The following is a 23,401-nucleotide window of genomic DNA, read 5'->3' as shown; positions in this document are numbered from 1 at the left end:
CCATGGCCTTGAGTAGCTTCACCCGTCTTCGGCTTGTAATGGACGCCATGCGCCGGAGCACGGTCGCAAATGTCGCCACCATTTTTGCCCTCACCTTGCCGGTCGTTGTCGGCGCTGCGGGCTTCGGCGTCGAGACCTCCTATTGGTACTACAACAGCCTGAGATTGCAGGCGACGGCCGATGCAGCCGCCTATGCCGGAGCGCTCGAACAGATTTCGGGTTCCGACAAGCCGACGATCGTCGCGGCCGCGACCCAGTCCGCGGCGTCGAACGGGCTCGGCTCGGGCACGATCGTCGTCAATACGCCGCCGGCGTCCGGACCGAATACGGCGAAAAAAGCGGTCGAGGTGATCGTCGGCCAGAAACTCGACCGGATGTTCACCCTGATCTTCACTCAGGAAAAAGTTCCCGAACAGGCGAGGGCGGTGGCCGTCATTACCGATGCCTCGAGTGCTTGCATGCTCGCGCTCGATCCGTCCGCGTCGCAGGCGGTGCTGTTCTCCGGCAGCACCAGCGTCAAGCTCACCGGCTGCTCGGTCATGTCCAATTCGATCGCCTCGGACGCCATCAAGGTTCAGGGCGCGGCCGGCCTGCAGGCCGATTGCCTGATATCGGCGGGCGGTGTCTCTCTCAGCAATCCCGTCACCACCGTCTGCGCGGCCCCGATCACCCAGGCGCTGCCTGCCGGCGATCCCTTTGTCGACCTGCCGGCCCCGGTGGCCGCAACCCCCTGCCAGAACGACAACAAGGCGACGCTCGGTCCAGGCACCTATTGCAGCGGCATGAACCTGAAGGGCAATGTCACGCTTTCGCCCGGCGTCTATGTCGTCCAGGGCAGTTTCAAGATAAACGCCAACGCAGCCATCACCGGCAGCGGGGTGACCATCTTCATGTCGGGCAGTTCGACGGTCAGCATGAATGGCAATGCGTCCGTGAAGCTCAGCGCGGCCACTTCGGGCACCTACTCAGGCATTCTGTTCTATGGCGACAGGACCGGCATGAGCGCATCCAGCACATTCAACGGCACAGCGGACTCGCTTTTGACCGGGGCCATCTATTTCCCCAAGCAGCAAGTGAACTATCTTGGCAATTTCTCGGGCAATGGCGGCTGCACCAGGGTCGTCGCCAACACGATTCAATGGTCCGGTAACTCAACCATCAATCAGGATTGCTCGAGCCTCGGAGTGCCCAACATTCCAGCCGCGCGGTCCGTGGCACTGTCCGAGTAGCTCCGTGGCGCGCCGATCGATGCCGATACTTGGCGATGATTCGGGCGTTGCGGCGGTCGAGTTCGCGATGGTGCTGCCCATTCTGTGCCTGGTGCTGCTTGGTATTCTGGACGGCTGGTCCTACGTGACAAGTTCACTATCGATGCGCGCCGGTGTGAAGACCGCCGCGAATCTGGTCATGAGCGGATCGACCGATGATGCGGCGACCCAGGCCCTTGCCATTGCGAGTTGGGAAAATCGGCCGGAAGACGGCCAGGTCACGCTAAGCCGCATCCGTATGTGCGGGACGACCGTGGTCGACGCTTCCACCATGTGCAGTGGGCCGAAGGTGCCCTCTATTTATGTCCAGATACAGGCATCGGGCACCTGGGTGCCGCCAGTTGCCTTCGGCGCCTTTGCCGCTCCCACCGTCATCAGTCACCAGGAGATGATCCGTGTACGCTAGGGCAAGCGCGTTGCGGCGGGATCGATCGGGCGGAGCCGGGCTGGAGTTCGCGCTGATCGCGCCCTTCCTTGTCATGCTGCTGTTCGGAATATTCGCCTTTGGCTGGTCGATGCACTCGGTCTCCAGTGTTCGCTATACGCTGGAGACGTCAGCGCGCTCGCTGCAGCTTAAGAACACGCTGACCCAGGCCGACATTCAATCGATCGCCACGCAGAAATTGCAGGCCTTGGGGTTCAAGGACGTGAACGTCACCATCGCCATCGACCCGGTGAGCGGCGGCTTCCGCATGGCGCATCTGACCGCCGCCTATGCCTTCGTCATCGACTTTCCCTACTTCAGTTCCTTCCCGATCAACTACGCGACAACCGTTACCGTGCCGCTGCTTGGCAACGGCTAGGCTGTGGCCGACAACCGTAGGCGAGCATGCGCGCTAGGGCTCTGCTCATTTGTACGCTTTGAACGCGATCAGGCCACCGAAAATGGTTATCGCCGTCAGGATCAGCGCCCACGACATGACGTTGTGTGACAGACGCCTCCGGCGACCGCGCAGGGCCCGGTCCCGCCAGCGTTTAGCCTGATCAGCCCCTGTATTTGGCTTATCCACACCCTTCTCCAACGAGCAGAATGCGACTCATGCCGGCCGGTGTCCAGATGGCACCGGTTTTGGCGGCCACGACACAAGCTTGGCACTCCGGCCACCTTTTGATGGCACAGGGCTAGCTAATATATTCGTTAGTGCTAATGTTAAGATGACGTTACGTCATGTCCGACCATCCGTCGGGTGCAATGTGGGGGTTCCAATGAGAGTGGCTGTATTTTGCGCGGCTGTCGTTTTCGCTGCGACTGGTGTCGCTGTTGCCAAGGAAAAGAAGGCGGCGGTCAGTGACGCCGCCGCCTTGTGTTCCACCAACCCGTCAGCCAAGAAGCCCGTTCCAAATCTGGACTGCGATTTCACCGGAACCGCCAAATCGGAAGATAGCGGCGCAAAGGCGGAGCCGCGTCTCGGATACGACTCCAATCCGTGGATTATAACAGGCTTTTGACTTCGCATTGGCGTATGCCGGTTGAAGCGCTGAAGAGAGTCGCCTTGAGCGGCGGGCAACCCGTTCTCAGGTAGGCTCCGCACACAAACCAGGCAAATACGGAGACTTACCACTGCTGGTCTTCTCCCGTTGTCGGAATGCCGTGAAAGCCTAACTCGACCGTGCAATGAAAAGCCCGCCACGGGGGCGACCTGCGGCGGGCTCTTGGAGCGGCTACATCCCTGAGGAATCGACCACTTTGTAGCAGGATTATGAGCCGTGTGACCGCGTGAGCCTATGGTGTGATCGCGGAAGACTGCGCGTCAGTTGTGCAGCAGAGCCAAGGGAAATTGGCCAACATTGGGAGGGAGGTTTGCGCCAAACGCAAATTTTTCTGGTACGCCCAAGGGGAATCGAACCCCTGTTACCGCCGTGAAAGGGCGGTGTCCTAACCGCTAGACGATGGGCGCGCTCAGACGAAGCGGCTTATACTGGCGTTGTGCGCAACCGGCAACCCGTCAGGTGCCACCTTGGACAACTTTTTTCCGGGCCTGCCAAATCAACGATTTCCCGAGGGTTGACGAGCCTGACGATTAGCGGGGACACCCATCGTTTCGTCATCCACGGGCGGAGCAAGGAGCGCAGCGACGCAGCGCAGACCCCTGGAGCTGCTCCGCAGCCCAAGGGATCCATGCCGCGACTCAAGACGCGGTCACTACGGTGCAGAATTCTGCTCCGCTGCACTCCTCAGTTGACTCCCGGCATGGATCCTCGGGTCTTCGCAACGGAGCTGCGCTCCTGCTCCGCCCGTGGATGACGAAGTTGGGGACGCTTCGGCCTATCTCGAATGTTCGGGAGGCTGGAACGATATTGCCGGAACGGCCTTGGCGGCTGATAGGCGTAGGCCGTCAAACAGTGCCGCTAGCCGTCACCGCCGCTGCGCCGGCGGCAGCGCCAGTTCCAGTCGCGCTCGGGACCGACGTCGACGTGAACCGATTCTGTGTGGCAGTATGTGCCGACGCCGCCGCGGCCGGGCATGGTCCTGATGTAGCTCGCCAGCTCCCATTTCGAAACGCCGGGAACCTGGATGTCGGCGGCGGCGCAATACATGTGCAGCGAATTCTTAGCGCCGTTGGCGCGCCGGTTGCGGGCCGGGTCGCGATAGCCGGACGTTACCGTCATCTTGCGGCCGTAGTGGCCTTCGATCGTCTTCAGCACGCGCACCAGCGACGGCTTCAGGCAGGCCACATCGACGCTTTCGTTCTGCTTGAGCAGCCCGTTGGGTGCCAACCGGGCCATGCCGGCGGCGGACGCAACCTGATAGGAGCCGCCGATTGGCCCCTCATCCTCGTTGAGGTCGACGTCGCTTTCGTCATCGAGGCCGGACTTGCGCTTGATCTCGAACAGGGCCGTCTGGCGCACGCCGGGCAGGGCGTCGCTGCCAGTGACGTGGCCGGTATCGCCGCCGATCGAAGCCAACTGCACCGGCTTGGCCGTGGAATTGGCCGAGGCAAGCGTGATGATCGGCTTTGCCGCTGCTGGCGCCGCTTTTGCCTGCGCCGGAGGCTGCTCGCCCGTCCGGGCGTTGCTGATGAGGGGGGCTGGTGTCGCCGAGGCTGGCGTTGCGCCAAACATCGAGGCCAGGAAGCCTTTCTTCTTTGGTGCTTCGGCCTGCGGCATCTCGCCAGCCGTCACATAGACCGGGTTGTTCATGGCCGGAGCGGCGGCGGGCTTCGGCGCCGCCACGTCGCCGTCGGCCGTGGCAATCTGCTGGGCGACCGCGTCGGTCTGCTGCGCGGTCTGTGCCTGCTGCGTCAGCGACTGCGGCGTATTTCCAGCGATGATTTCCGCGCCCGCCGGCGTGGTGAGCGGAAAGGCAGCTCCCGGTTTGGACACAGGCACATAGGCGACCTTTTCAGGCAGCGCCGTATCGCTCGCCGTCATCACGGTCGTCTGCTCGGTCGAATCGGAAGTGACGGTCGCCTTGCCGCCGGAGGCAGCGCTTATGTCGGATGCGGTGGCATTGTAACCGGGCATTCCGACCGACATTGTCGGGTCGCCGGACGAGGTGCAGGAGGCCAGAAGCAAGGAGCAGAGCGCTGCCACAATGGCGCGGCGTTCTCCCTTTGCGAGGCTCCATCCTGCTGATTTCAAAGTCAAATTCCCCCTCGATGTCCGGTCGGTATATCCTTGGTGCCGCACGCATGCATCGGTGCCAAGGTGACCTTTGTCTCCGATCCGGAAACGAGACCTGTGTCAAATCCGCAAGCCTGGAAGTATTTTTGCGGTGATTGCCGAATTACGGCCGCTTGATGGTTGACGACACCATTTCGCCCGCTTTTGGCGGCCCGTCAACTCACCACACATTACAGTCCGTTACACACGGACCTTCACATAGGTGCCGGGAGCATCACCCAAGGTTTTCATATGCTTGCCCGGTTTGCGGGCAGGCACGCGGGTGTTGTCCTTGGCCTCTATCCAGTCTTGCCAGTGCGGCCACCAGGATCCTGGATGGTCGGTGGCATTGGCTATCCACTGGCTGAAGTCGCCCGTCGGCCTACCCCCGGTCCAATACTGGTATTTGTTGGATGCCGGCGGATTGACGACCCCTGCGATATGACCCGACCCGGCCATCACATACTCGACCGCGCCGCCGAAATATTTCGAGCCGAGGAACACCGAAAGCGCCGGCGCGATGTGATCTTCCTTGGAGGCGAGGTTGTAGACCGGGATGGTGATGTCGCCGAGCGAGACCGTGTGGCCCGCCAGTTCCATCGTGCCTTGCGAGAGGTTGTTCTCGAGATAGCAGTTTCGCAGGTAAAAAGAGTGGTTGGCCGCGGCCATGCGGGTGGAATCGGCATTCCAGTAGAGCAGGTCGAAGGGCAGGGGATCCTTGCCGCGCATGTAGTTGTTGACGACATAGGGCCAGATCAGGTCGCCTGAGCGCAGCATGTTGAAGGCGGTCGCCATCTTGGTGCCGTCGAGATAGCCCTTTTCGCTCATCGACTTTTCCACTGCCGCGACCTGTTCTTCGTCGACGAACACCTTCAGGTCGCCGGCATGGGTGAAGTCGACCTGCGTGGTGAAGAAGGTCGCCGACTTGATGCGGTCGTCGCCCTCTTGCGCCATCAGCGCCAGTGCCGCCGCCAAAAGCGTGCCGCCGACGCAATAGCCGATCGCGTTGACGTCGCGTTCGCCGGTGGCCTTCTCGACCGTGTCGAGGCCGTATTGCAGACCCTCGCGGATATAGGCTTCCCAGCTCTTGGTGCCGTGGCGCTCGTCGGGATTGATCCAGGAGATGACGAACACGGTGTGGCCCTGTTCAACCGCCCAGCGAATAAAGGACTTCTGCGGGTTCAGATCGAGGATGTAGAATTTGTTGATCCATGGCGGGCAGATCAGCAGGGGCCGCTTGAGCACCGTCTCGGTCGCCGGGTCGTACTGGATGATTTCGGCGACGTCGCTGCGGCCGACCACCTTGCCGGGGGTGGTGGCGATGTTCCTGCCGATCTCGAAGGGGGAGTAGTCGGCCTGCCGCAGCTTCAGGTCGCCCTTGCCGGCGGCGATGTCCTCGGCCAGCATCTTCATGCCGCGCACCAGGTTTTCGCCGTTCGAGGCGACGGTTTCACGGAACAGTTCCGGATTGGTCAGGATGAAATTCGACGGCGAGATGGCGTTGGACACCTGCTTGACGTAAAAGCCGGCCTTGTGGCGGGTGTGCTCGTCAAGACCTTCGGCGTGCTCGACCAGGTCGGCCGCCCAGCGCGAGGTGACGAGATAGGCCTGCTTGAGGAAATCGAAGAAGGCGTTGCGGCCCCATTCCGGGTCGAGGAAGCGCTTGTCGCCGCGCTCCGGCTTGACCGCGTCTTCGGTGTCTTGCGCGGCATTGCTGGTGCGCTGAATGGCGTTGGCCCAGACCGTCATATAGCCGGAGAACAGCCGCGTCTGCGCTTCCAGCGCGCGCTGCGGATCGGCAAGCCAGTATTCGCTGAGCTTGGAAAAGGTCTTCACCATATCGACGACGGGCTCGGCGACATGGTCGCGCACCTCACCTTTTTCGCGCGGCTCGGCCCAGGCGGAAGCGGCCTTGCCGGCCTGCTCGATCATGCGCGCCATGTTCAGGGCGAAGCGTTCCGGGTCCTTCACCAGATATTGCTCGACGGTCGAAGGCTCGTCATCTTCCGCTTTGCCCGAATCGGGTGTTTTGGACATGGTTGGCGGGGTTCCTCCCGAGGCCTTTTCTTGACATATTAACATGGGACATCCGACCGGGCCAATCTCGCTCTACCTCGGCTGCCAGGGAAACAATATGACGATTAATATTGGCGAGACTGTTTTTTTCGGTGTCGGACGTTTTTGCCGCATCGGCGCGGCGATCGTCCTCATCGGGATTGCCGGGTGCTCGAGCACCAACACGAATAGCCCGACACCTGTCGCTGCGGGTACGGGGCCGAAGGATACCGGCACCTTTCCGAACCTGAACATCAAGCCGCAAGTGGCGGCGCCTCAGTTCACCGAAGCCGAGAAGAACGCCAAGCTCGCGCAATTGAAGGCGGATGAGAATGCGCAGGCGGCAAAGGGCGGCGGCCCCAAGGTCGCCAACCAGGCGGCGCTGACGGATCTGGCCAAGAAGCATGGCGACGAAACGCTGAAGCAGATCGAAGCCAAATGCGACCCCGCCCTCGACCCTACCTGCAAATAAGTATATAGCGCGCGCCCAACACCCCCTTCGCTGTCTGGAACTGCCATGGAAGAATTTCACAAGGTTCGCCGGCTTCCGCCTTACGTGTTCGAGCAGGTCAACCGGCTCAAGGCCAGCGCCCGATCGCGTGGCGCCGACATCATCGACCTCGGCATGGGCAATCCGGACCTGCCGACGCCCAAGGCTATCGTCGACAAATTGTGCGAGGTCGTGCGCGACCCGCGCACGCATCGCTATTCCTCGTCGCGCGGCATTCCGGGCCTGCGTCGCGCCCAAGCCGCCTACTATGGCAGGCGCTTCGGCGTGAAGCTCAATCCCGACACGCAAGTGGTGGCCACGCTTGGCTCGAAGGAAGGCTTCGCCAATATGGCGCAGGCGATCACGGCGCCTGGCGACGTGATCCTGTGCCCGAACCCGACCTATCCGATCCATGCCTTCGGCTTCATCATGTCGGGCGGCGTCATCCGCTCGCTGCAGGTGGAGCCGGACGACGGCTTCATCCCGGCGCTCGAGCGCGGAGTCAAACATTCGATCCCGAAGCCGCTGGCGCTGATCCTCAACTATCCGTCGAACCCGACGGCGCTGGTCGCCTCGCTCGATTTCTACAAGGATGTGGTCGCCTTCGCCAAGAAGAACGACATCATCATCCTGTCCGACCTTGCCTATTCGGAGATTTATTTCGACGGCAATCCGCCGCCTTCGGTGCTGCAGGTGCCTGGCGCGATCGACGTTTGCGTCGAATTCACCTCCATGTCGAAGACATTCTCCATGCCCGGTTGGCGCATGGGCTTTGCCGTCGGCAATGAGCGGCTGATCTCGGCGCTGACGCGGGTGAAGTCCTACCTCGATTACGGGGCCTTCACGCCGATCCAGGTGGCGGCGGCACACGCGCTCAACGGCGACGGCGCCGACATCGCCGAGGTGCGCGACATCTACCATAAGCGCCGCGACGTGATGGTCGACGCCTTCGGCCGCGCCGGCTGGACCATTCCGGCACCAGCGGCCTCGATGTTCGCCTGGGCGCCGATCCCGGAGCCGTTCAAGCATCTCGGCTCGCTCGAATTCTCCAAGCTGCTCATCGAGCATGCCGACGTGGCCGTGGCGCCCGGTGTCGGCTTCGGCGAGCATGGCGACGAATTCGTGCGCGTTGCTCTGGTCGAGAACGAGCACAGGATCCGGCAGGCGGCGCGCAACATCAAGCGCTTCTTGTCGACCAGCGCCAAGCAGCCCAACAATGTCGTGCCGCTCTCCGCTCACCGGTAAGCTTGCCGCACGCAAATTCGATCTGACTTTGAGGGACGTCGCCGGACATGGCTGAAGCATTGCGTGTTGGAATTGCCGGCCTCGGCACCGTTGGCGCGTCGGTGGCGCGCGTGCTGCGCGACAAGGCGGTGGAACTGACCCGCCAGTGCGGCCGCGACGTGATCGTCACCGCCGTCTCGGCGCGCGACCCGAAGCGTGATCGCGGCGTCGATCTCAGCACGGCCAAGTGGTTCGACGATCCGGTGAAGATGGCGCAGACCGCCGATATCGATGTCTTCGTCGAACTGATCGGCGGCGACGAGGGTCCGGCGCGCGCGTCGGTGAAGGCGGCACTCGAAGCCAGCCGCCATGTCGTCACCGCCAACAAGGCGCTGCTGGCCAAGCATGGCGTGGCGCTGGCCGAGATCGCCGAGAAGAAGGGCGTGCTGCTCAACTACGAGGCGGCGGTGGCCGGCGGCATCCCGGTCATCAAGACGATGCGCGAGGCGATGGCGGGCAATTCGGTGACCCGCGTGTTCGGCATTCTCAACGGCACCTGCAACTACATCCTGACCCGCATGGAGGCCGAGGGCATCTCGTTCGACGAGTGCCTGAAGGACGCGCAGCGGCTGGGCTATGCCGAGGCCGATCCGACCTTCGACATCGAGGGTCACGACACCGCGCACAAGCTGTCGATCCTGACCAGCCTTGCCTTCGGCACCAGGATCGCCGCCAACGACATCTACATGGAGGGCATTTCCAACATCACCCAGGCCGACATCCGCGCCGCCGCCGATCTCGGCTACCGGATCAAGTTGCTGGGTGTCGCCCAGCGCACCGAGAGCGGCATCGAGCAGCGCGTGCATCCGACCATGGTGCCGACCGCATCGGTCATCGCGCAGGTGCATGGCGTCACCAATGCGGTGGCGATCGAAACCGACATTCTGGGCGAGCTGCTGCTGTCCGGCCCGGGTGCTGGCGGCAACGCCACCGCATCGGCCGTCATCGGCGACATCGCCGACATCGCCAAGAGCCGGCCAGGCTTCCAGCATGGCCCGGTCTTCGGACGGCCGGCGAAGGAACTGAAACCCTACAAGAAGGCGCAGATGCGCAGCCATGCCGGCGGCTACTTCATCCGGCTGACCGTGCATGACCGCATCGGGGTGTTCGCGGCAATCGCCAAGCGCATGGCCGACAACGACATCTCGCTGGAATCGATCGTCCAGCACGCAGTCAACGGCGAGGCGGCGGCACAGAAGACGGTGATCCTCGTCACCCACGAGACGACGGAGGCCGCCGTGCGAAAGGCCGTCGACGGCATCACCAAGGACGGACATCTGACCGACAAGCCGCAGGTCATTCGCATCGAGCGGGCAGGGTAGCTTTGTCCGACAGTCGCGCGGGACCAGAATTCCGCATGCATTGAGCTCCGGTCTGGAGGCAGGCAGCAGCCACAGACCGGAACGAATTCGCGTCGACGCCGTTCTCTTGGTCAGCAACCAGAGGAACCGCTTCATGGCCGATACCAACAAGTCCGACACCCCTGCTATCGACGACATCCAGAAGACGCTGGAAAAGCAGATTGCCGAACTGCGCAGGGAGATCACCAAGATCAACAAGAGCATTTCGGCGCGGGGCGCGGAGATGCTCGATGACGCCAGCGAACAGGCGTCCGAGTTGTACGACACCGCGGCGAACCGCGCTTCGCGTACGGCGCAACAGCTGCGCAGCCAAGCCCAGGCTGTTTCGGAAGTCGCACGCGAAAACCCCGGTACGACGACAGCTTTGGTCGGGGTGATCGGCCTGCTCGGCTTTCTGGCCGGCTTCGCCATTGGCCAGTCTAACAACGATACGTCCCGCCGCTGGTATTGACTGCGGTTCGACAGGGTCGGGCTTCCGGCCCATTCTATTGTTTTCAGCACATCATTTTAAGGAGGGCACCATGGCTTCATCCGCGTTGATCAGCATCCTGATCACATTCCTCGTCATCATCCTCGTTCTCTATCTGGTGCAGCGCCTGCCTCTCGACGGCCGGATGAGACAAATAGTTCAGGTCATCGTCATCATCATCGGCATCATTTCGCTGCTCAAATACCTCGCGGTTTTCTAGGCCGCGAAGGGCGGCGACGTTCAATTTCCCATGCCGGCCCGGTTCTTTCGACCGGGCCGGCATTGTTTCAAAATGCGGTCTAATCGATTGATATTGCTGAGTATTCGATAAAATTATCAGTGGGTCTTGCCGTTGTCATCCTCGTTTGACAAAACAGGCCCGCCTCCGGCGGGAGGCCGCATTGCCAATGAGGAAATCACCAGATGAATGTGGCCCAGAACATCGTCGCCGGCCTTGACCGGATACTCACCATGGAACTGGTGCGCGTCACCGAACGGGCCGCCGTCGCGGCCGCCAGGCTGCGCGGGCGCGGCGACGAAAAGGCGGCCGACCAGGTCGCCGTGGATGCCATGCGCCAGGAGCTCAACCGGCTTGCCATCAAGGGCACGGTGGTGATCGGCGAAGGCGAGCGCGACGAGGCGCCGATGCTCTACATCGGCGAGGAAGTCGGCACTGGCAAAGGTCCGGCCGTCGATATCGCGCTCGATCCGCTCGAAGGCACGACCATTTGCGCCAAGAACCTGCCCAATGCGCTCGCCGTCATCGCGATCGCCGAAAAGGGCAGCCTGCTGTTCGCGCCCGACGTCTACATGGACAAGATCGCCATCGGTCCGGGCTATGCGGACGGCGTCATCGACATCGACGCCTCGGCGGCTGAGAACATCGCCAGCCTCGCCAGGGCGAAGGGCGTGGCCATATCGGACATCACCACCTGCATTCTCGACCGGCCACGTCATGCCAAGCTGATCGATGCCGTGCGCGCCACGGGGGCCGCGATCCGGCTGATCGGCGACGGCGATGTCGCCGGCGTCATTCACACCACGGACCCGGAAGAAACCGGCATCGACATCTATCTCGGCACTGGCGGCGCACTCGAGGGCGTGCTGGCCGCTGCCGCGCTGCGCTGCACCGGCGGCCAGATGCAAGGCAGGCTGATCCTCGACACGCCGGAAAAGGTCGCACGTGCTGCAAAGATGGGTATTTCCAATCCAAAACGGGTCTATCGGACGGAGGACATGGCGCGCGGCGATGTGCTGTTTGCGGCCACCGGTGTCACCGACGGCAACATGCTGGCTGGCGTCAAGTTCGGCCACAACTACATCACCACCCACACGATCGTGCTGCGCTCGTCCTCGCGGACAGTGCGCGAGATCAAGGCCCGCCATCAGGATCTGGATAAGTTCTGACGCTCGCTTGCGAAGCCACCTTGCAATTGCTAGCCATTCGGGCGCATCCGATGCTGGCTGCAAGGATTTGACGATGAAACCGTTCGATTGGCATGCGGATCCGATTTCGCGTGCCACCGCCATCACAAAGTCCTATCGCAACACCCAGAATGTGCGTCGCTTTCTCATCCGGGAATGCGGCGATGCATTCAAGTTCGACCGGCCTTTCATGGCCTGGCTCAAGGACGGTGTGGAAAAGACGATGGGCGATGCGGCCGACGAATGGCTTCGGCGCCAGGCTGAAAAGCGGAAAGCGCAGTTTTCTTGACCTATTCCGGGACGGCGCACACCCGTGAATCGCTTGGCTTTGCCTGCCTTTGGCCTATAGAGCGTCGCGTGAACGTGACGCGCTTTAAATTGTTGCTAATGCAGGTCGTCGTCCCAAAACCGCTGCGCCCTTTTGGGCGACATGCACTATCCTGCCGCCAACGATGAGTTGGCAAAGCGTATGACCGGCGAAAAGCGCCTCTTCCTCGATGTCAGGCAGTCAGTATCAGGGGTTTCCTGGGAGCACCGGCTGACCGAGCGGCAGGACATGATCGCACTCGCCATCGCGCAAGGCCATGGCGTGCCCGACATCGTCGCGCGGGTGCTTGCCGGCCGTGGTGTCACCGCCGAACAGACCGAGCGGTTTCTCGACCCGACGATCCGCGATCTTCTGCCGGATCCGGCATCGCTGACCGACATGGACAGGGCGGCGGCCCGCATCGCCGCCGCGGTGATGGCCAGGGAAAAGGTGGCGATCTTCGGCGACTACGATGTCGACGGCGCCGCCTCGTCGGCCTTGCTGAAGCGGTTCCTCACGCATTTCTCGGTGCCGTCGGAAATCTACATCCCGGATCGTATTTTCGAGGGCTATGGCCCCAACCCCGACGCCATGCGCGAACTTGTTTCGCGTGGCGCGACACTGATCGTCACTGTCGATTGCGGCACCAACAGCGCCGTTTCCATCGATGCCGCCAACGAGGCCGGGGCCGATGTCGTGGTGCTCGACCACCACCAGGTCGGCGGTGCCTTGCCGGCGGCAATCGCCGTCGTCAATCCCAATCGCGACGACGACCTTTCCGGGCAGGGCCATCTCTGTGCCGCCGGCGTGGTCTTCCTCGCCCTTGTGCAGACGGCCAGGATCCTGCGTAGCCGCATGGCCGATGCCACGCCGCCGGACCTGCTTTCGCTGCTTGATATCGTGGCATTGGCCACCGTCTGTGACGTGGTGCCGCTGACCGGCGTCAACCGTGCCTTCGTGGTCAAGGGGCTGCAAATGGCGCGCCAGCAGAAGAATGAAGGGCTGGCGGCACTGGCACGGGTGTCGCGCATCGGCGAGCCGATCAGCACTTTCCATCTGGCCTATCTGATCGGCCCGCGCATCAATGCCGGCGGACGCATCGGCGATGCCGCGCTTGGCAGCCGGCTGCTTGCGACCGACGACCCGGTCGAGGCGCGCACCATTGCCGAGACGCTCGACCGGCTCAACCAGGAACGGCAGTTGATGGAGCAGGAGATGCTCGCGGCAGCGCGCGCCGAGGCCGATGCAGAGCTTGCCGGCGGCAATGGCCCGGCTATCGTCGTCACCGCCTCCAACAGCTGGCATCCGGGTATTGTCGGCCTGCTCGCTTCGCGATTGAAGGATCACGCCCGGCGGCCCGCCTTCGCCATCGCCTTCAATGCTGTGGGCATCGGCACCGGCTCGGGCCGCTCGGTCTCGGGGTTCGACCTCGGCCGGCTGGTGCGCGAGGCGGCCATTGCCGGTCTGATCGTCAAGGGTGGCGGCCATGGCATGGCGGCAGGCATTACCGTGGAGCGGGCGAAGCTTGGTGAGCTCAGGGCGTTTTTCGAAGAGCGGGCCGCGGCCGATGTGTTCCGGTTGCAAGGCGAGGAAAGCCTGGCGATCGATGGCGCGCTTGCCGCTGAAGGCGCGACGCTCAGCCTGCTCGACGCGCTGGAAAAGGCAGGACCCTTCGGTGCCGGGCACGCAGCCCCCGTTTTCGCGTTGCCGCGCCACCGATTGGCCGATGCGCGGCCGGTCGGCACCAACCACATCCGCGTCGAGCTGCAATCTGAAAGCGGCGGCCGCATCCAGGCGATCGCCTTTCGCGCCGTCGATACCGCGCTTGGCGAATTCCTGTTCAAGAACCGGGGCAAGACGATCCACGTCGCCGGTTCGCTGTCAGGCAATTACTGGAATGGCAACCGCACCGTGCAGTTTCGCATCACCGATGCGGCTCGTGCGTAGGCTTTGATCAGGCGAGAACGGTCTGCAGCCGGGTCAGTTCGCCGATCTGCGCCATTGTCGCCTGATAGCCGAGGTTGATCGCTTCGTCGGCGCGGTGGAATTCGGTCAGGCCGATATGGCTGAGCTTCGGCTGCAGCGACATATCGGGCGGGTCGCCGGCAAGCCTGGCGCGCGAAATGCGGTCCTGAATGATGTTGAAGGCCTCGACCATGACGCCGGTGATGCCGAGCCGGGTCTGGTGCGACTGGTGTTCGGCGTCGACCTTGCCGGGCCTTGGTGCGTCCTTTTCGATGACCAGTTCGCCGGCGCTGTGCTTGATGACGGCGGCACGGCCGAACAGATCATAGTGAAGGTTGACCGCCACGACGAGCGGTTGCTCGTAGGCCCGGCAGACCGAAACCGGCACCGGGTTGACCAGTGCGCCGTCGACCAGCACGCGACCATTGCAATTCACCGGCTCGAACACGCCGGGAAGCGCATAGGAGGCGCGCATGGCGGTGATCAATGAACCGCTCGACAGCCAGATTTCGTGGCCGGTGCGGATTTCGGAGGTGACCGCGACGAACGGCTTGGCTAGGTCCTCGAAACGAATGCCGGCCATGTGCTCGCGCAGCCTTGCATCGAGCTTCATGCCGCCGAACAGGCCGCTGCCGCGCAAATTGAGATCGAGCAGGCCGAAAATGCGGCGCTTGGTCAGGCTGCGGGCGAATTCTTCGAGTTCGTCCAGTTTGCCGGCGAGATAGCAGCCGCCGACCAACGCGCCGATCGAGGTGCCGGCGATCATCGACACTTCGATGCCGGCTTCGTCGAGCGCGCGCAGCACGCCGATATGCGCCCAGCCGCGGGCGCAACCGCCACCCAAGGCGAGTGAAATGCCTGTTTTCTTCTGGGAGTTCGTTTCGGACGCGCCGCCTGACGAGGACAGGCCGTTGGCCTCCCTGACATCTGGTCTGTTACGCAATGACGCCCACTCGAGCATCATGATCTCCCTTGTCCCACGGCCACTATACGAGCGGGCCGTATCGAAATGATGAATCTATGTGGTTGGTGTCAGGCAGAAGGTTCAAGCTGGTGGTTTCCGATACGTGTTTTCCGCATCGAACAGCGGTTTGCTGCCGTCGTCGGCAAGCGTCCCCTTGCCATCAACCAGCCCCACCGTCCGATAAAAACATGAACGCCGGCCAGTGTGACAGGTTGCGTCGTGGCCCAACACTTTGACGCGCAACCATATGGCATCCTGGTCACAATCCGTGAGCATCTCGACGACATGCTGAAAATTGCCTGATGTTTCGCCCTTTTTCCAAAGCACGTTGCGCGAGCGCGACCAGTAGTGGGCGATGCCGGTCTCCAGTGTGAGTGCCAGTGCTTGCGCATTCATATGCGCAACCATCAACAGCATGCCGTCCGCGGCGTCTGTCACGACGACCGTGACCAGCCCGGCTGCATCGAAGCGTGGTGAAAACACCGCGCCTTCCTCCAGGGCCTTCTTGTCTGACGAAGCTTTCGGGAATTCCAGTGCCGACATCGCCGGTCCTTATCTAGCGAAGTCGCAGGGCCATTCAGATCCCGCCGCCACGCACCATGGTCACGAAACGAACCTGCTCTTCGGGCGTATCCTTGAAGACGCCGGTGAAGGTCGAGGTCAGCGTGGTTGAACCCTGCTTGCGGATGCCGCGCATGGCCATGCACATGTGCTCGGCCTCGATCATGACGGCGACGCCGCGCGGATTGAGCACGTCCTGGATGACGCCGGCGATCTGCGCCGTCAGCGCCTCCTGGGTCTGCAGGCGGTGGGCGAAGATATCGACCACGCGGGCGATCTTGGACAGGCCGACAACCTTGCCATCCGGCAGATAGCCGACATGCGCCTTGCCGATGATCGGCACCATGTGGTGCTCGCAATGCGAATGGAATGTTATGTCCTTGACGATGACCAGGTCGTCGTAGCCGGCGACCTCCTCGAAGGTGCGGCCGAGCTCGTCCGCCGGGCACATGTCGTAGCCGCCGAACATTTCGCGATAGGCCTTGGCCACCCGCTTCGGCGTGTCGACCAGCCCTTCGCGGTCCGGATTGTCACCGGTCCAGCGCAATAGAGTGCGCACGGCGGCTTCGACTTCGGCTTCGCTTGGCCGGTCGGTGACCGGCTTTTCCATATAGGCTGACTGTGGCATGAGCTTCTTGATGACGGCATCCATAAAGGCGTCTCCCGTAGTCCCTCTCGGCGGAGGAACGAGTTGAACGGACCACGACCTTTCGGTGTCGGAAACTCGCCCCGTTTCCAGCCCCGTAAGCGGCGTGAACTTCCCGGCAAGGACACTGGCTTTCGTTGTCTTGTCGATACCGGACTGCCAGCATTATATAAGATCGTGACGAGCGAAAGGAAGACACGACAGCGGCAATCGCTGTTCGCTTGACGGCGACGGATTGGAAAATAATGATAAACGACGTCTACAATGCGAAAATTCTCGGCTTCGCCGGAAATATCGCCCGCATCGGCCGCCTCGATCATCCCGACGCGACCGCCAAGGCGCATTCCAAGCTGTGCGGCTCGACCGTCACCGTCGACCTCAAGATGCAGGACGGCGTGGTCACGGACTTTGCCCATGACGTGAAGGCCTGCGCGCTCGGCCAGGCGTCGTCATCGATCATGGCGCAGCATGTCGTCGGCGCGAGTGCCGAGGAATTGCGCGCGGTGCGCGACACCATGCTGAAGATGCTCAAGGAAAATGGCGCCCCGCCGGACGGCCGCTTTGCGGATCTCAGATATTTGGAGCCGGTGCGCGACTACAAGGCGCGTCACGCTTCGACCATGCTGACTTTCGATGCCGTGGTCGACGCGATCGGCCAGATCGAGAAGAAGCGCGCCGAAGAAGCGGCCTGACCTTGGGATTTGGCCATCAAAGCCTGGTGTTTGCCGGGAGCCTTGCTGGCTCACTTGCGTTGAGCGGGACCCCGAGCCGGGCAGAGGTAACGGCCGAGCGTGATATCGGCGAATATCTCATGAAGGCAATCCAGCACTGTTGGAACATGCCTGCAAACACCCGCAGCATCGCACGCGTTCAGATCAGCCTGAACAAGGACGGGTCACTCGCAGGCCCGCCAAAAATCCTCGGTCCTGCGACGCCGCCGCCTGACAAGGTTGCCGAGTCCGCCGTTCGGGCAATCATGCGCTGCACGCCATTTCCCGGGCTGACATCATATGCTGCCCACTACAATATGTGGCGCGAGATCATTCTCACGTTCAATCCGGGAGAAGACACCTCGGGCGAGCTTCCGGCGGCGGACGTGCTCGACAAACTCTTCGAAAAATACAGCAGGAAGACAAAGTAGCGGGAGCTCGACCGGGTTCAAACCCGCGCTTCCAGCACCCGCCTGCTTTCGGCAAATTCGCTTCTGAGCCAGTCGGCGAACGCGGCGGCCGGTTCCGAGAGGTCGCGCAAGTTTCTGGCCACCAGCCAATAGGCGCCGGATGCGAGGTCGATGTCGAACGGCTTGACCAGCGCGCCGGATGCGATTTCCTCGCCGATCTGCAAGAGATCGCCCAATGCCACGCCATGTCCGAGCAAGGCGGCCTGCTTTGAAAGCGACGCATCCGCCAGCATCGGACCGCGCGCGGGTATGGCGTCGGCGGGCACGCCGGCCGCTTCGAACCAGCGCGCCCAGCCTTGACGGTTCTCCTCGTGCAGAAGCGTGTAGCGGCCAAGATCGATCGGCTTCCTGAGGGCGGGGCCAGAAGCAAGCAGCGCCGGCGACAGGACCGGCGAATCGACCGTCGAGGCAAGCCGCTCAGCCTGGCTGCGCGGCCACGCGGTGACATGTGTGCTGAAGCGCAAGGCAAGCTCCGGCTGATCGCTGCGGAACTCGATCAGCCTTGGATCGACCTCGAGCGAGACGTCGATATCGGGCCGCAATTGGCGAAACCGGTTGAGCCGGGGAACCAGCCACACGGATGCAAGCGACGGCTCGACACTGACGCGCACCACGGACTGCGCCGGTGTCGCCACCAGATCCCCAAGCAAGGTGTCGATGGCGTCGAAACTTCTGACAAGCTGATCCAGCAGGCGCCGGCCCGCATCCGTCAGCTCGACCCGGCGATGGTGACGTTCGAACAAGGGTTGGCGCAGGAAGGTTTCGAGCTCCCGGATCTGCCGGCTGATCGCCGCCTGTGAGACGAAAAGCTCCTCGGCGGCCCGGCTGAAGCTCAGATGCCGGCCCGCCGCCTCGAAGCTCCTCAATGCCGTCAGCGGCAGGCGCCCACGCTTCATTTCGCATAACCCAGGATTATCCGAAGTGGAAATTATACTCGTTTGAAGGCGAAGGCCAGCGGCCGTCTAATCGCTCCAAAGGAGACCGATCATGATCCAGTTGCTGAGCATCTTTGGCGATGTCATGCGGATCGCAACGTTTCAATGGCGTGACAGAAGACAGCATGAAAAGTGTTACGAAGAGCCGACCAGTCGTGGCCGGTGGCTGGCTTCGGCTGGCTGGCAGCCGTTTCGCCGTTCCCGTCCGTGACGGTGGGGCCGTGCAAGGAGCGGGATTGCGTTCTCCAGCAGAAGTCCACATCTATCGCGTGGGAAACGCGATACGGAGACTGCGGTGCGCGACCAGCATCGGCATGCGCATATCGTCGGGTCGCAAAAACGCGGCCGCAACTGGCCCGGTCCATGGCGCAAGACGCCAGGCCGTCTTCTCGGCACGTCGCTCGTGCGCCTCTACCAGCTGACTCTGTCGGGCTTTGTCGGCAACTCCTGCCGGCATCTGCCGACCTGTTCGGAATATGCGCATGAGGCGATCGCCCGCCATGGCCTGTGGGCCGGCGGCTGGATGGGATTCTTCCGCGTGCTGCGCTGCGGGCCATTCGGCACGCATGGCATAGACCTCGTGCCGGAGGTGCTGGCGGATCGTTATGTCTGGTTTACGCCGTGGCGGTACTGGCGGATTGGCAGCAAGCGCTTCGAAGCACAGGAATGATGGCCCCGGGAGAATAGGAGGTTTACGATTCGGTAGGGTTAACAACAGCCTGCACAAAGACTGCGCATTTGAGACAAAATCGAGACAAGAGACCCCGCTAAGCCGCTCGCGAACCCCGTTCTGGAGCGAGCAGAAAATGCGCAATTTCGACCGTCTTCCCTTCATCTTTGCCGGGATACTGTTCCTGCTCGCTTGGCTGCTGGGATTTCCGCTGCGCGCGCAATCGGCGCCGCTTGGGGACGTGCAGTGCACGCTGATCGCCGATGCGGCGACAGGCAAGACGCTTTACCAGGACGGAGTGTGCGACCAGCGGTTCAGCCCGGCATCGACGTTCAAGGTGCCGCTGTCGCTGATCGGCTATGACAGCGGGATCCTGAGCGACGAGCACACGCCAAGCTGGGATTACAAGCCTGAATTCAACGCGGTGAAGCGGGATCAGAAGACCGTCGATCCGATGGTCTGGGAGCGGGATTCGATCCTGTGGTTTTCCCGGGAAATCACCCGCCGGCTTGGGTCTGAAAGTTTTGCCGGTTATGTCTCGAAATTCGACTACGGCAACGCCGATGTTTCCGGCAATCCCGGCAAGAATGATGGTTTGACCAAGTCCTGGGTGAATTCCTCGCTCAAGATCACGCCGATCGAGCAGGTCGAATTCCTGCGCAAGCTGCTGGCCCGCAAGCTGCCTGTCTCGGCCAGGGCCTACGACATGACATCAGCCATCATCCCGACCTTCCAGGCCGGAGGTTGGACGGTGCAAGGCAAGACCGGAAGCACCAGGCTGCGCAACGACGCTGACAAGGTTCAGGACAAGCGCTCGCTTGGCTGGTTCGTCGGCTGGGCGCAAAAGGATGGCCGCCAGATCGTCTTTGCGCGGCTTGTCGTCGACACCAACCGCACCGACATGCCAAAGGGCCTCAAGACCCGGGCTGCGTTCCTGAAGGATCTGCCGCTCCTCATCAAATGAACGCTGACATTTGAGCCGGGCTTTACGGCGGCGGAATCTGTCCATAAAAGACAGCCGCTGCCGGACGCATCCGGCTTTTCCCTATGCATGCCGTAACCCCAAAACCGCCATACACTTTTGGGCGACATGCATTTCAACCACCCGCGCTCGTTTGCGGGACTGGATAGGAGATATACATGCTGAATTCCGTTTCCCTGACATTTCCCGATGGCTCCGTCCGCGAATACGACGCGGCGATGACCGGTGCTGGCCTCGCCGAATCGATCTCGAAATCGCTGGCCAAGAAGGCGGTCGCATATGCGATCGACGGCACCGTTCGCGATCTCAGCGATCCGCTCGGCAAGTCCGGCAAGGTCGAGATCGTCACCCGCGACGACCCGCGCGCGCTGGAGCTGATCCGCCACGACGCGGCCCATGTGCTGGCGGAAGCCGTGCAGGAATTGTGGCCGGGAACGCAGGTGACCATCGGGCCGGTGATCGAGAACGGCTTCTACTACGATTTCGCCCGCAACGAGCCGTTTACGCCCGACGATTTTCCGGTGATCGAGAAGAAGATGCGCGAAATCATCGCGCGCAACAAGCCGTTCACCAAGCAAGTCTGGTCGCGCGACAAGGCGAAAAAAGTGTTTGCCGACAAGGGCGAGCGCTACAAGCTGGAGCTGATCGACGCCATTCCCGAGGATCAGGATCTCAAGATCTATGCGCAGGGCGACTGGTTCGACCTCTGCCGTGGCCCGCACATGGCCTCGACCGGGCAGATCGGCAATGCCTTCAAACTGATGAAGGTGGCCGGCGCCTATTGGCGCGGCGATTCGAACAACCCGATGCTGACCCGCATCTACGGTACGGCCTGGGCTGATCAGGCGCAGCTCGAAGCCTACCAGATGATGCTCGAGGAGGCCGAGAAGCGCGACCACAGGAAGATCGGCCGCGAGATGGACCTGTTCCATTTCCAGGAAGAGGGACCGGGCGTCGTCTTCTGGCACGCCAAGGGCTGGAAGATATTCCAGAACCTGGTCAACTACATGCGCCGCCGCCTCGACGAGCAGGGCTATCAGGAGGTCAACGCGCCGCAGGTGCTCGACAAGAGCCTGTGGGAGACGTCAGGCCATTGGGGTTGGTATCGCGACGCCATGTTCAAGGTGACGGTAGCCGGCGACGATACCGATGACGATCGGGTCTTCGCGCTGAAGCCGATGAACTGTCCGGGCCATGTGCAGATTTTCAAGCATGGGTTGAAGTCATATCGCGATCTGCCTGTCAAACTTGCGGAATTCGGCAATGTGCATCGCTACGAGCCGTCGGGCGCGCTGCACGGGCTCATGCGCGTTCGCGGCTTCACGCAGGACGATGCGCACATCTTCTGCACCGAGGAGCAGCTGGCCGCGGAGTGCCTGCGCATCAACGACTTGATCCTCTCGACCTATGCTGATTTCGGTTTTGACGAAATCAGCGTCAAGCTTTCGACGCGGCCCGACAAACGCGTCGGCACCGACGAAGCCTGGGATCATGCCGAGGCGATCATGGGGAGCGTGCTGGAGACGATCAGGACACGGTCCGGCAATCGCATCAAGACCTCGATCAATCCGGGCGAGGGCGCCTTCTACGGACCGAAATTCGAATATGTGCTCAAGGATGCCATCGGCCGCGAATGGCAGTGCGGCACGACGCAGGTCGACTTCAACCTGCCGGAACGGTTTGGCGCCTTCTATATCGGCTCCGATTCCGAGAAGAAGCAGCCAGTGATGGTGCACCGCGCCATCTGCGGCTCGATGGAGCGCTTCCTCGGCATCCTGATCGAGAACTATTCCGGCCATTTCCCGCTGTGGTTCGCGCCGCTGCAGGTGGTGGTGGCGACGATCACGTCGGATGCCGACGGCTATGCGACCGAGGTGGTGGCAAAGCTGAAGGCCGCAGGGCTGTTGGCGGAAGCGGATCTGCGCAACGAGAAGATCAACTACAAGGTCCGCGAGCACAGCCTAGCCAAGGTTCCGGTCATCCTCGTCTGCGGCAAGCGCGAGGCGGAAGAGCAGACCGTCAACATGCGCCGGCTGGGCTCGCGCGACCAGGAATCGCTTGGCCTCGACCAGGCGATCGCGCAATTGGCCGAGGAAGCTGTTACACCCGACCGCCGGCGCAAACGCGCGGCCTGATTGGCATAGTTTCGACCGAATGGCGGTGGAGCGATCCACCGCCATTTTCATATCCCTGTCACGCCGACCTTGTAGCGAGCCCCTATGCTCAAGCTGAAATCGCGCGAACGACCCTTTCCCGAGCTTTCCTATGCCAATCCGCGCCAGCCGGCGCTGGCGCGCTGGTTCATTCATTCGGTCGAAGGCCTGTCGGGCCGCGACCGCTACACAGCACTTTATGATTTCTGGCGCCGCCAGGTCGTGCCGACAGGCGAACGCGTGTTTAGCCGTATGCTCGATCTGATCGATGTCCGCGTGCGGACATCGGATCAATGGCCGCCCGCGCAATTGCCTGACGCGCCGCTGGTGATCGTCGCCAATCATCCGTTCGGCATCGGCGACGGCATCGCCGTGCTGTCGCTGGCCGAGCAGCTCGGACGACCGTTCCGGGTGATGATCCACAAGGATCTGCTCAAAATCCGCGAGATGGAGCCCTATTCGCTGCCGATCGACTTTTCCGAGACCAAGGACGCGCTGAAGAACAACATGGCCGTGCGCCATGAGGCGGTGCGGCTGTTGAAGGAGGGCGTCACCATCGTGGTGTTTCCGGCCGGCGGTGTAGCCACCGCGCCAAAAGGTTTTGGCCGGGCGCGCGATCTGCCTTGGAAGATGTTTCCGGCCCGTCTCGTCCAGGACGCCAGGGCGTCGGTCATTCCGATGCATTTTTCCGGGCAGAACGGCAGGCTGTTCCATCTGGTCAGCGGGCCGATGAACATGGCCGAGCGCGACGGCCGGGTGGCGAAATTCGTCGGCAAGGCCTCGCTGACGCTGCGTACGTCGCTGCTCATCCATGAATTCGCGCGGCTGTCCGGCAAGGCGATCGACGTCCGCGTCGGCGATGTGCTGAGCTGGAATGAGCTGGAGCCATTGCGCGACCGCAAGGCCTTGCTCGACCGCCTCTATCGCGGCGTGTTCGACCTGGCGCCAGCTTTGCCACGCCGCCGAATCCCGTTCTTGCCGGCGCGGACCAAACTGGCGGCTTGAGGCAGCCAAACGTCCGGCCCACAAGGGGCGGCCTCGGCCGTCATTGGAATAGTATGACACTGTAACGTCTCGTGCTAT

The 23,401-nt window shown here is 62.3% G+C and carries 24 protein-coding genes and 1 tRNA gene; 18 read left to right on the top strand and 7 right to left on the bottom strand.

The window, feature by feature from the left end; all coding sequences use genetic code 11:
* Nucleotides 1-47 precede the first annotated feature (47 nt).
* From MESCI2_RS0112285 to MESCI2_RS0112275, 3 genes are read left to right on the top strand one after another with little or no spacing between them, the layout of a single operon-like run.
* Nucleotides 48-1,229 carry a pilus assembly protein TadG-related protein gene (locus tag MESCI2_RS0112285; RefSeq protein ID WP_081738720.1) on the top strand — a complete coding sequence of 394 codons (1,182 nt, stop codon included), beginning with the start codon at nucleotides 48-50 and terminating at the stop codon, nucleotides 1,227-1,229.
* A 19-nt stretch (nucleotides 1,230-1,248) separates the two neighbouring features.
* A complete protein-coding gene (locus tag MESCI2_RS0112280; RefSeq protein ID WP_032900678.1) occupies nucleotides 1,249-1,674 on the top strand; it encodes a TadE/TadG family type IV pilus assembly protein in 426 nt (141 codons plus the stop codon).
* On the top strand, nucleotides 1,664-2,071 hold the full coding sequence (locus MESCI2_RS0112275) for a TadE/TadG family type IV pilus assembly protein (RefSeq protein WP_027036864.1): 408 nt from the start codon (nucleotides 1,664-1,666) through the stop codon (nucleotides 2,069-2,071). Before MESCI2_RS0112280 ends, MESCI2_RS0112275 begins: the two co-directional genes overlap by 11 nt.
* A gap of 1,020 nt (nucleotides 2,072-3,091) precedes the next feature.
* Here the strand turns inward: MESCI2_RS0112275 and MESCI2_RS0112270 are convergent.
* The 3 genes from MESCI2_RS0112270 to phaC all read right to left on the bottom strand — a co-directional run bounded on the left by MESCI2_RS0112270 (nucleotide 3,092) and on the right by phaC (nucleotide 6,908).
* A tRNA-Glu gene (locus MESCI2_RS0112270) sits at nucleotides 3,092-3,166 on the bottom strand.
* Nucleotides 3,167-3,617: 451 nt separating this feature from the next.
* On the bottom strand, nucleotides 3,618-4,856 hold the full coding sequence (locus MESCI2_RS0112265) for a YcbK family protein (RefSeq protein WP_027036863.1): 1,239 nt from the start codon (nucleotides 4,854-4,856) through the stop codon (nucleotides 3,618-3,620).
* Between the two features lie 216 nt (nucleotides 4,857-5,072).
* Nucleotides 5,073-6,908 (bottom strand): class I poly(R)-hydroxyalkanoic acid synthase, encoded by a 1,836-nt coding sequence (phaC, locus tag MESCI2_RS0112260; RefSeq protein WP_027036862.1) that lies wholly within the window; start codon nucleotides 6,906-6,908, stop codon nucleotides 5,073-5,075.
* Nucleotides 6,909-7,005: 97 nt separating this feature from the next.
* Here phaC and MESCI2_RS0112255 point away from each other — a divergent pair, with 97 nt between their 5' ends.
* The 8 genes from MESCI2_RS0112255 to recJ all read left to right on the top strand — a co-directional run bounded on the left by MESCI2_RS0112255 (nucleotide 7,006) and on the right by recJ (nucleotide 14,209).
* Complete coding sequence (locus tag MESCI2_RS0112255; RefSeq protein WP_027036861.1) at nucleotides 7,006-7,398, top strand: hypothetical protein; 393 nt, start codon at nucleotides 7,006-7,008, stop codon at nucleotides 7,396-7,398.
* A 45-nt stretch (nucleotides 7,399-7,443) separates the two neighbouring features.
* A complete protein-coding gene (locus MESCI2_RS0112250) occupies nucleotides 7,444-8,661 on the top strand; it encodes an LL-diaminopimelate aminotransferase (protein WP_013531991.1) in 1,218 nt (405 codons plus the stop codon).
* Nucleotides 8,662-8,708: 47 nt separating this feature from the next.
* Nucleotides 8,709-10,022 (top strand): homoserine dehydrogenase, encoded by a 1,314-nt coding sequence (locus tag MESCI2_RS0112245; protein WP_027036860.1) that lies wholly within the window; start codon nucleotides 8,709-8,711, stop codon nucleotides 10,020-10,022.
* Nucleotides 10,023-10,155: 133 nt separating this feature from the next.
* Entirely contained in the window at nucleotides 10,156-10,512 is a 357-nt protein-coding gene (locus MESCI2_RS0112240; RefSeq protein WP_027036859.1) for a hypothetical protein, read from the top strand.
* 70 nt (nucleotides 10,513-10,582) lie between these two features.
* Nucleotides 10,583-10,750: a Thivi_2564 family membrane protein gene (locus tag MESCI2_RS1000000136745; protein WP_081738703.1), complete on the top strand. Its 168-nt coding sequence runs from the start codon at nucleotides 10,583-10,585 to the stop codon at nucleotides 10,748-10,750.
* A 203-nt stretch (nucleotides 10,751-10,953) separates the two neighbouring features.
* Entirely contained in the window at nucleotides 10,954-11,937 is a 984-nt protein-coding gene (gene glpX / locus MESCI2_RS0112230) for a class II fructose-bisphosphatase (RefSeq protein ID WP_027036858.1), read from the top strand.
* Nucleotides 11,938-12,010: 73 nt separating this feature from the next.
* Nucleotides 12,011-12,244, top strand: a complete 234-nt coding sequence (locus tag MESCI2_RS0112225) for a DUF6434 domain-containing protein (protein ID WP_027036857.1) — start codon at nucleotides 12,011-12,013, stop codon at nucleotides 12,242-12,244.
* Between the two features lie 180 nt (nucleotides 12,245-12,424).
* Nucleotides 12,425-14,209 carry a single-stranded-DNA-specific exonuclease RecJ gene (gene recJ, locus MESCI2_RS0112220; protein WP_027036856.1) on the top strand — a complete coding sequence of 595 codons (1,785 nt, stop codon included), beginning with the start codon at nucleotides 12,425-12,427 and terminating at the stop codon, nucleotides 14,207-14,209.
* A gap of 7 nt (nucleotides 14,210-14,216) precedes the next feature.
* Here the strand turns inward: recJ and MESCI2_RS0112215 are convergent, their stop codons facing one another.
* The 3 genes from MESCI2_RS0112215 to folE form a co-directional block, all read right to left on the bottom strand.
* A complete protein-coding gene (locus MESCI2_RS0112215; RefSeq protein ID WP_197031540.1) occupies nucleotides 14,217-15,191 on the bottom strand; it encodes a patatin family protein in 975 nt (324 codons plus the stop codon).
* A gap of 81 nt (nucleotides 15,192-15,272) precedes the next feature.
* Nucleotides 15,273-15,734: a phosphoribosyl-AMP cyclohydrolase gene (gene hisI / locus MESCI2_RS0112210; RefSeq protein WP_027036854.1), complete on the bottom strand. Its 462-nt coding sequence runs from the start codon at nucleotides 15,732-15,734 to the stop codon at nucleotides 15,273-15,275.
* A gap of 34 nt (nucleotides 15,735-15,768) precedes the next feature.
* Nucleotides 15,769-16,404, bottom strand: coding sequence for a GTP cyclohydrolase I FolE (gene folE, locus MESCI2_RS0112205; protein WP_027036853.1), 636 nt, complete (start codon nucleotides 16,402-16,404; stop codon nucleotides 15,769-15,771).
* A 239-nt stretch (nucleotides 16,405-16,643) separates the two neighbouring features.
* On the opposite strand from folE, the gene MESCI2_RS0112200 reads away from it, so the two are divergent.
* Together MESCI2_RS0112200 and MESCI2_RS0112195 are read left to right on the top strand one after the other, a co-directional pair.
* Entirely contained in the window at nucleotides 16,644-17,090 is a 447-nt protein-coding gene (locus MESCI2_RS0112200) for an iron-sulfur cluster assembly scaffold protein (protein WP_013531981.1), read from the top strand.
* A 119-nt stretch (nucleotides 17,091-17,209) separates the two neighbouring features.
* Nucleotides 17,210-17,539, top strand: coding sequence for a cell envelope integrity protein TolA (locus MESCI2_RS0112195; RefSeq protein ID WP_155936605.1), 330 nt, complete (start codon nucleotides 17,210-17,212; stop codon nucleotides 17,537-17,539).
* 17 nt (nucleotides 17,540-17,556) lie between these two features.
* On the opposite strand, the gene MESCI2_RS0112190 is transcribed toward MESCI2_RS0112195, so the two are convergent.
* The gene (locus MESCI2_RS0112190) at nucleotides 17,557-18,474 is read right to left on the bottom strand and encodes a LysR substrate-binding domain-containing protein (RefSeq protein WP_027036851.1); all 918 of its coding nucleotides are present in this window, start codon (nucleotides 18,472-18,474) and stop codon (nucleotides 17,557-17,559) included.
* 91 nt (nucleotides 18,475-18,565) lie between these two features.
* Between MESCI2_RS0112190 and MESCI2_RS1000000136740 the strand changes: the two genes are divergently transcribed.
* From MESCI2_RS1000000136740 to MESCI2_RS0112170, 5 genes are all read left to right on the top strand, one after another.
* The gene (locus tag MESCI2_RS1000000136740) at nucleotides 18,566-18,724 is read left to right on the top strand and encodes a hypothetical protein (protein ID WP_081738702.1); all 159 of its coding nucleotides are present in this window, start codon (nucleotides 18,566-18,568) and stop codon (nucleotides 18,722-18,724) included.
* An 84-nt stretch (nucleotides 18,725-18,808) separates the two neighbouring features.
* Entirely contained in the window at nucleotides 18,809-19,183 is a 375-nt protein-coding gene (gene yidD, locus MESCI2_RS0112185; protein WP_027036850.1) for a membrane protein insertion efficiency factor YidD, read from the top strand.
* Between the two features lie 136 nt (nucleotides 19,184-19,319).
* Complete coding sequence (gene blaOXA, locus MESCI2_RS0112180; protein ID WP_027036849.1) at nucleotides 19,320-20,147, top strand: class D beta-lactamase; 828 nt, start codon at nucleotides 19,320-19,322, stop codon at nucleotides 20,145-20,147.
* A 176-nt stretch (nucleotides 20,148-20,323) separates the two neighbouring features.
* Nucleotides 20,324-22,300: a threonine--tRNA ligase gene (gene thrS / locus MESCI2_RS0112175; RefSeq protein ID WP_027036848.1), complete on the top strand. Its 1,977-nt coding sequence runs from the start codon at nucleotides 20,324-20,326 to the stop codon at nucleotides 22,298-22,300.
* Nucleotides 22,301-22,384: 84 nt separating this feature from the next.
* Nucleotides 22,385-23,323 (top strand): lysophospholipid acyltransferase family protein, encoded by a 939-nt coding sequence (locus MESCI2_RS0112170; protein ID WP_027036847.1) that lies wholly within the window; start codon nucleotides 22,385-22,387, stop codon nucleotides 23,321-23,323.
* Nucleotides 23,324-23,401: the final 78 nt, after the last annotated feature.

The organism is Mesorhizobium ciceri WSM4083 (assembly GCF_000519305.1).
Classification (GTDB): domain Bacteria; phylum Pseudomonadota; class Alphaproteobacteria; order Rhizobiales; family Rhizobiaceae; genus Mesorhizobium; species Mesorhizobium ciceri_B.
The sequence above is the reverse complement of the archived record's forward strand: the minus strand, read 5'-3'. Positions and strand labels throughout refer to the sequence as shown.

Bases quoted from the DNA above. Each gene is read 5' to 3' on its own strand.
- MESCI2_RS0112285 (WP_081738720.1), top strand. From the start codon at position 48: ATGCGCCGGAGCACGGTCGCAAATGTCGCCACCATTTTTGCCCTCACC.
- MESCI2_RS0112280 (WP_032900678.1), top strand. From the start codon at position 1,249: ATGCCGATACTTGGCGATGATTCGGGCGTTGCGGCGGTCGAGTTCGCG.
- phaC (WP_027036862.1), bottom strand. From the start codon at position 6,908: ATGTCCAAAACACCCGATTCGGGCAAAGCGGAAGATGACGAGCCTTCG.
- MESCI2_RS0112255 (WP_027036861.1), top strand. From the start codon at position 7,006: ATGACGATTAATATTGGCGAGACTGTTTTTTTCGGTGTCGGACGTTTT.
- MESCI2_RS0112250 (WP_013531991.1), top strand. From the start codon at position 7,444: ATGGAAGAATTTCACAAGGTTCGCCGGCTTCCGCCTTACGTGTTCGAG.
- MESCI2_RS0112245 (WP_027036860.1), top strand. From the start codon at position 8,709: ATGGCTGAAGCATTGCGTGTTGGAATTGCCGGCCTCGGCACCGTTGGC.
- MESCI2_RS0112240 (WP_027036859.1), top strand. From the start codon at position 10,156: ATGGCCGATACCAACAAGTCCGACACCCCTGCTATCGACGACATCCAG.
- MESCI2_RS1000000136745 (WP_081738703.1), top strand. From the start codon at position 10,583: ATGGCTTCATCCGCGTTGATCAGCATCCTGATCACATTCCTCGTCATC.
- glpX (WP_027036858.1), top strand. From the start codon at position 10,954: ATGAATGTGGCCCAGAACATCGTCGCCGGCCTTGACCGGATACTCACC.
- MESCI2_RS0112225 (WP_027036857.1), top strand. From the start codon at position 12,011: ATGAAACCGTTCGATTGGCATGCGGATCCGATTTCGCGTGCCACCGCC.
- recJ (WP_027036856.1), top strand. From the start codon at position 12,425: ATGACCGGCGAAAAGCGCCTCTTCCTCGATGTCAGGCAGTCAGTATCA.
- MESCI2_RS0112215 (WP_197031540.1), bottom strand. From the start codon at position 15,191: ATGATGCTCGAGTGGGCGTCATTGCGTAACAGACCAGATGTCAGGGAG.
- hisI (WP_027036854.1), bottom strand. From the start codon at position 15,734: ATGTCGGCACTGGAATTCCCGAAAGCTTCGTCAGACAAGAAGGCCCTG.
- folE (WP_027036853.1), bottom strand. From the start codon at position 16,404: ATGGATGCCGTCATCAAGAAGCTCATGCCACAGTCAGCCTATATGGAA.
- MESCI2_RS0112200 (WP_013531981.1), top strand. From the start codon at position 16,644: ATGATAAACGACGTCTACAATGCGAAAATTCTCGGCTTCGCCGGAAAT.
- MESCI2_RS0112195 (WP_155936605.1), top strand. From the start codon at position 17,210: ATGAAGGCAATCCAGCACTGTTGGAACATGCCTGCAAACACCCGCAGC.
- MESCI2_RS0112190 (WP_027036851.1), bottom strand. From the start codon at position 18,474: ATGAAGCGTGGGCGCCTGCCGCTGACGGCATTGAGGAGCTTCGAGGCG.
- MESCI2_RS1000000136740 (WP_081738702.1), top strand. From the start codon at position 18,566: ATGATCCAGTTGCTGAGCATCTTTGGCGATGTCATGCGGATCGCAACG.
- blaOXA (WP_027036849.1), top strand. From the start codon at position 19,320: ATGCGCAATTTCGACCGTCTTCCCTTCATCTTTGCCGGGATACTGTTC.
- thrS (WP_027036848.1), top strand. From the start codon at position 20,324: ATGCTGAATTCCGTTTCCCTGACATTTCCCGATGGCTCCGTCCGCGAA.
- MESCI2_RS0112170 (WP_027036847.1), top strand. From the start codon at position 22,385: ATGCTCAAGCTGAAATCGCGCGAACGACCCTTTCCCGAGCTTTCCTAT.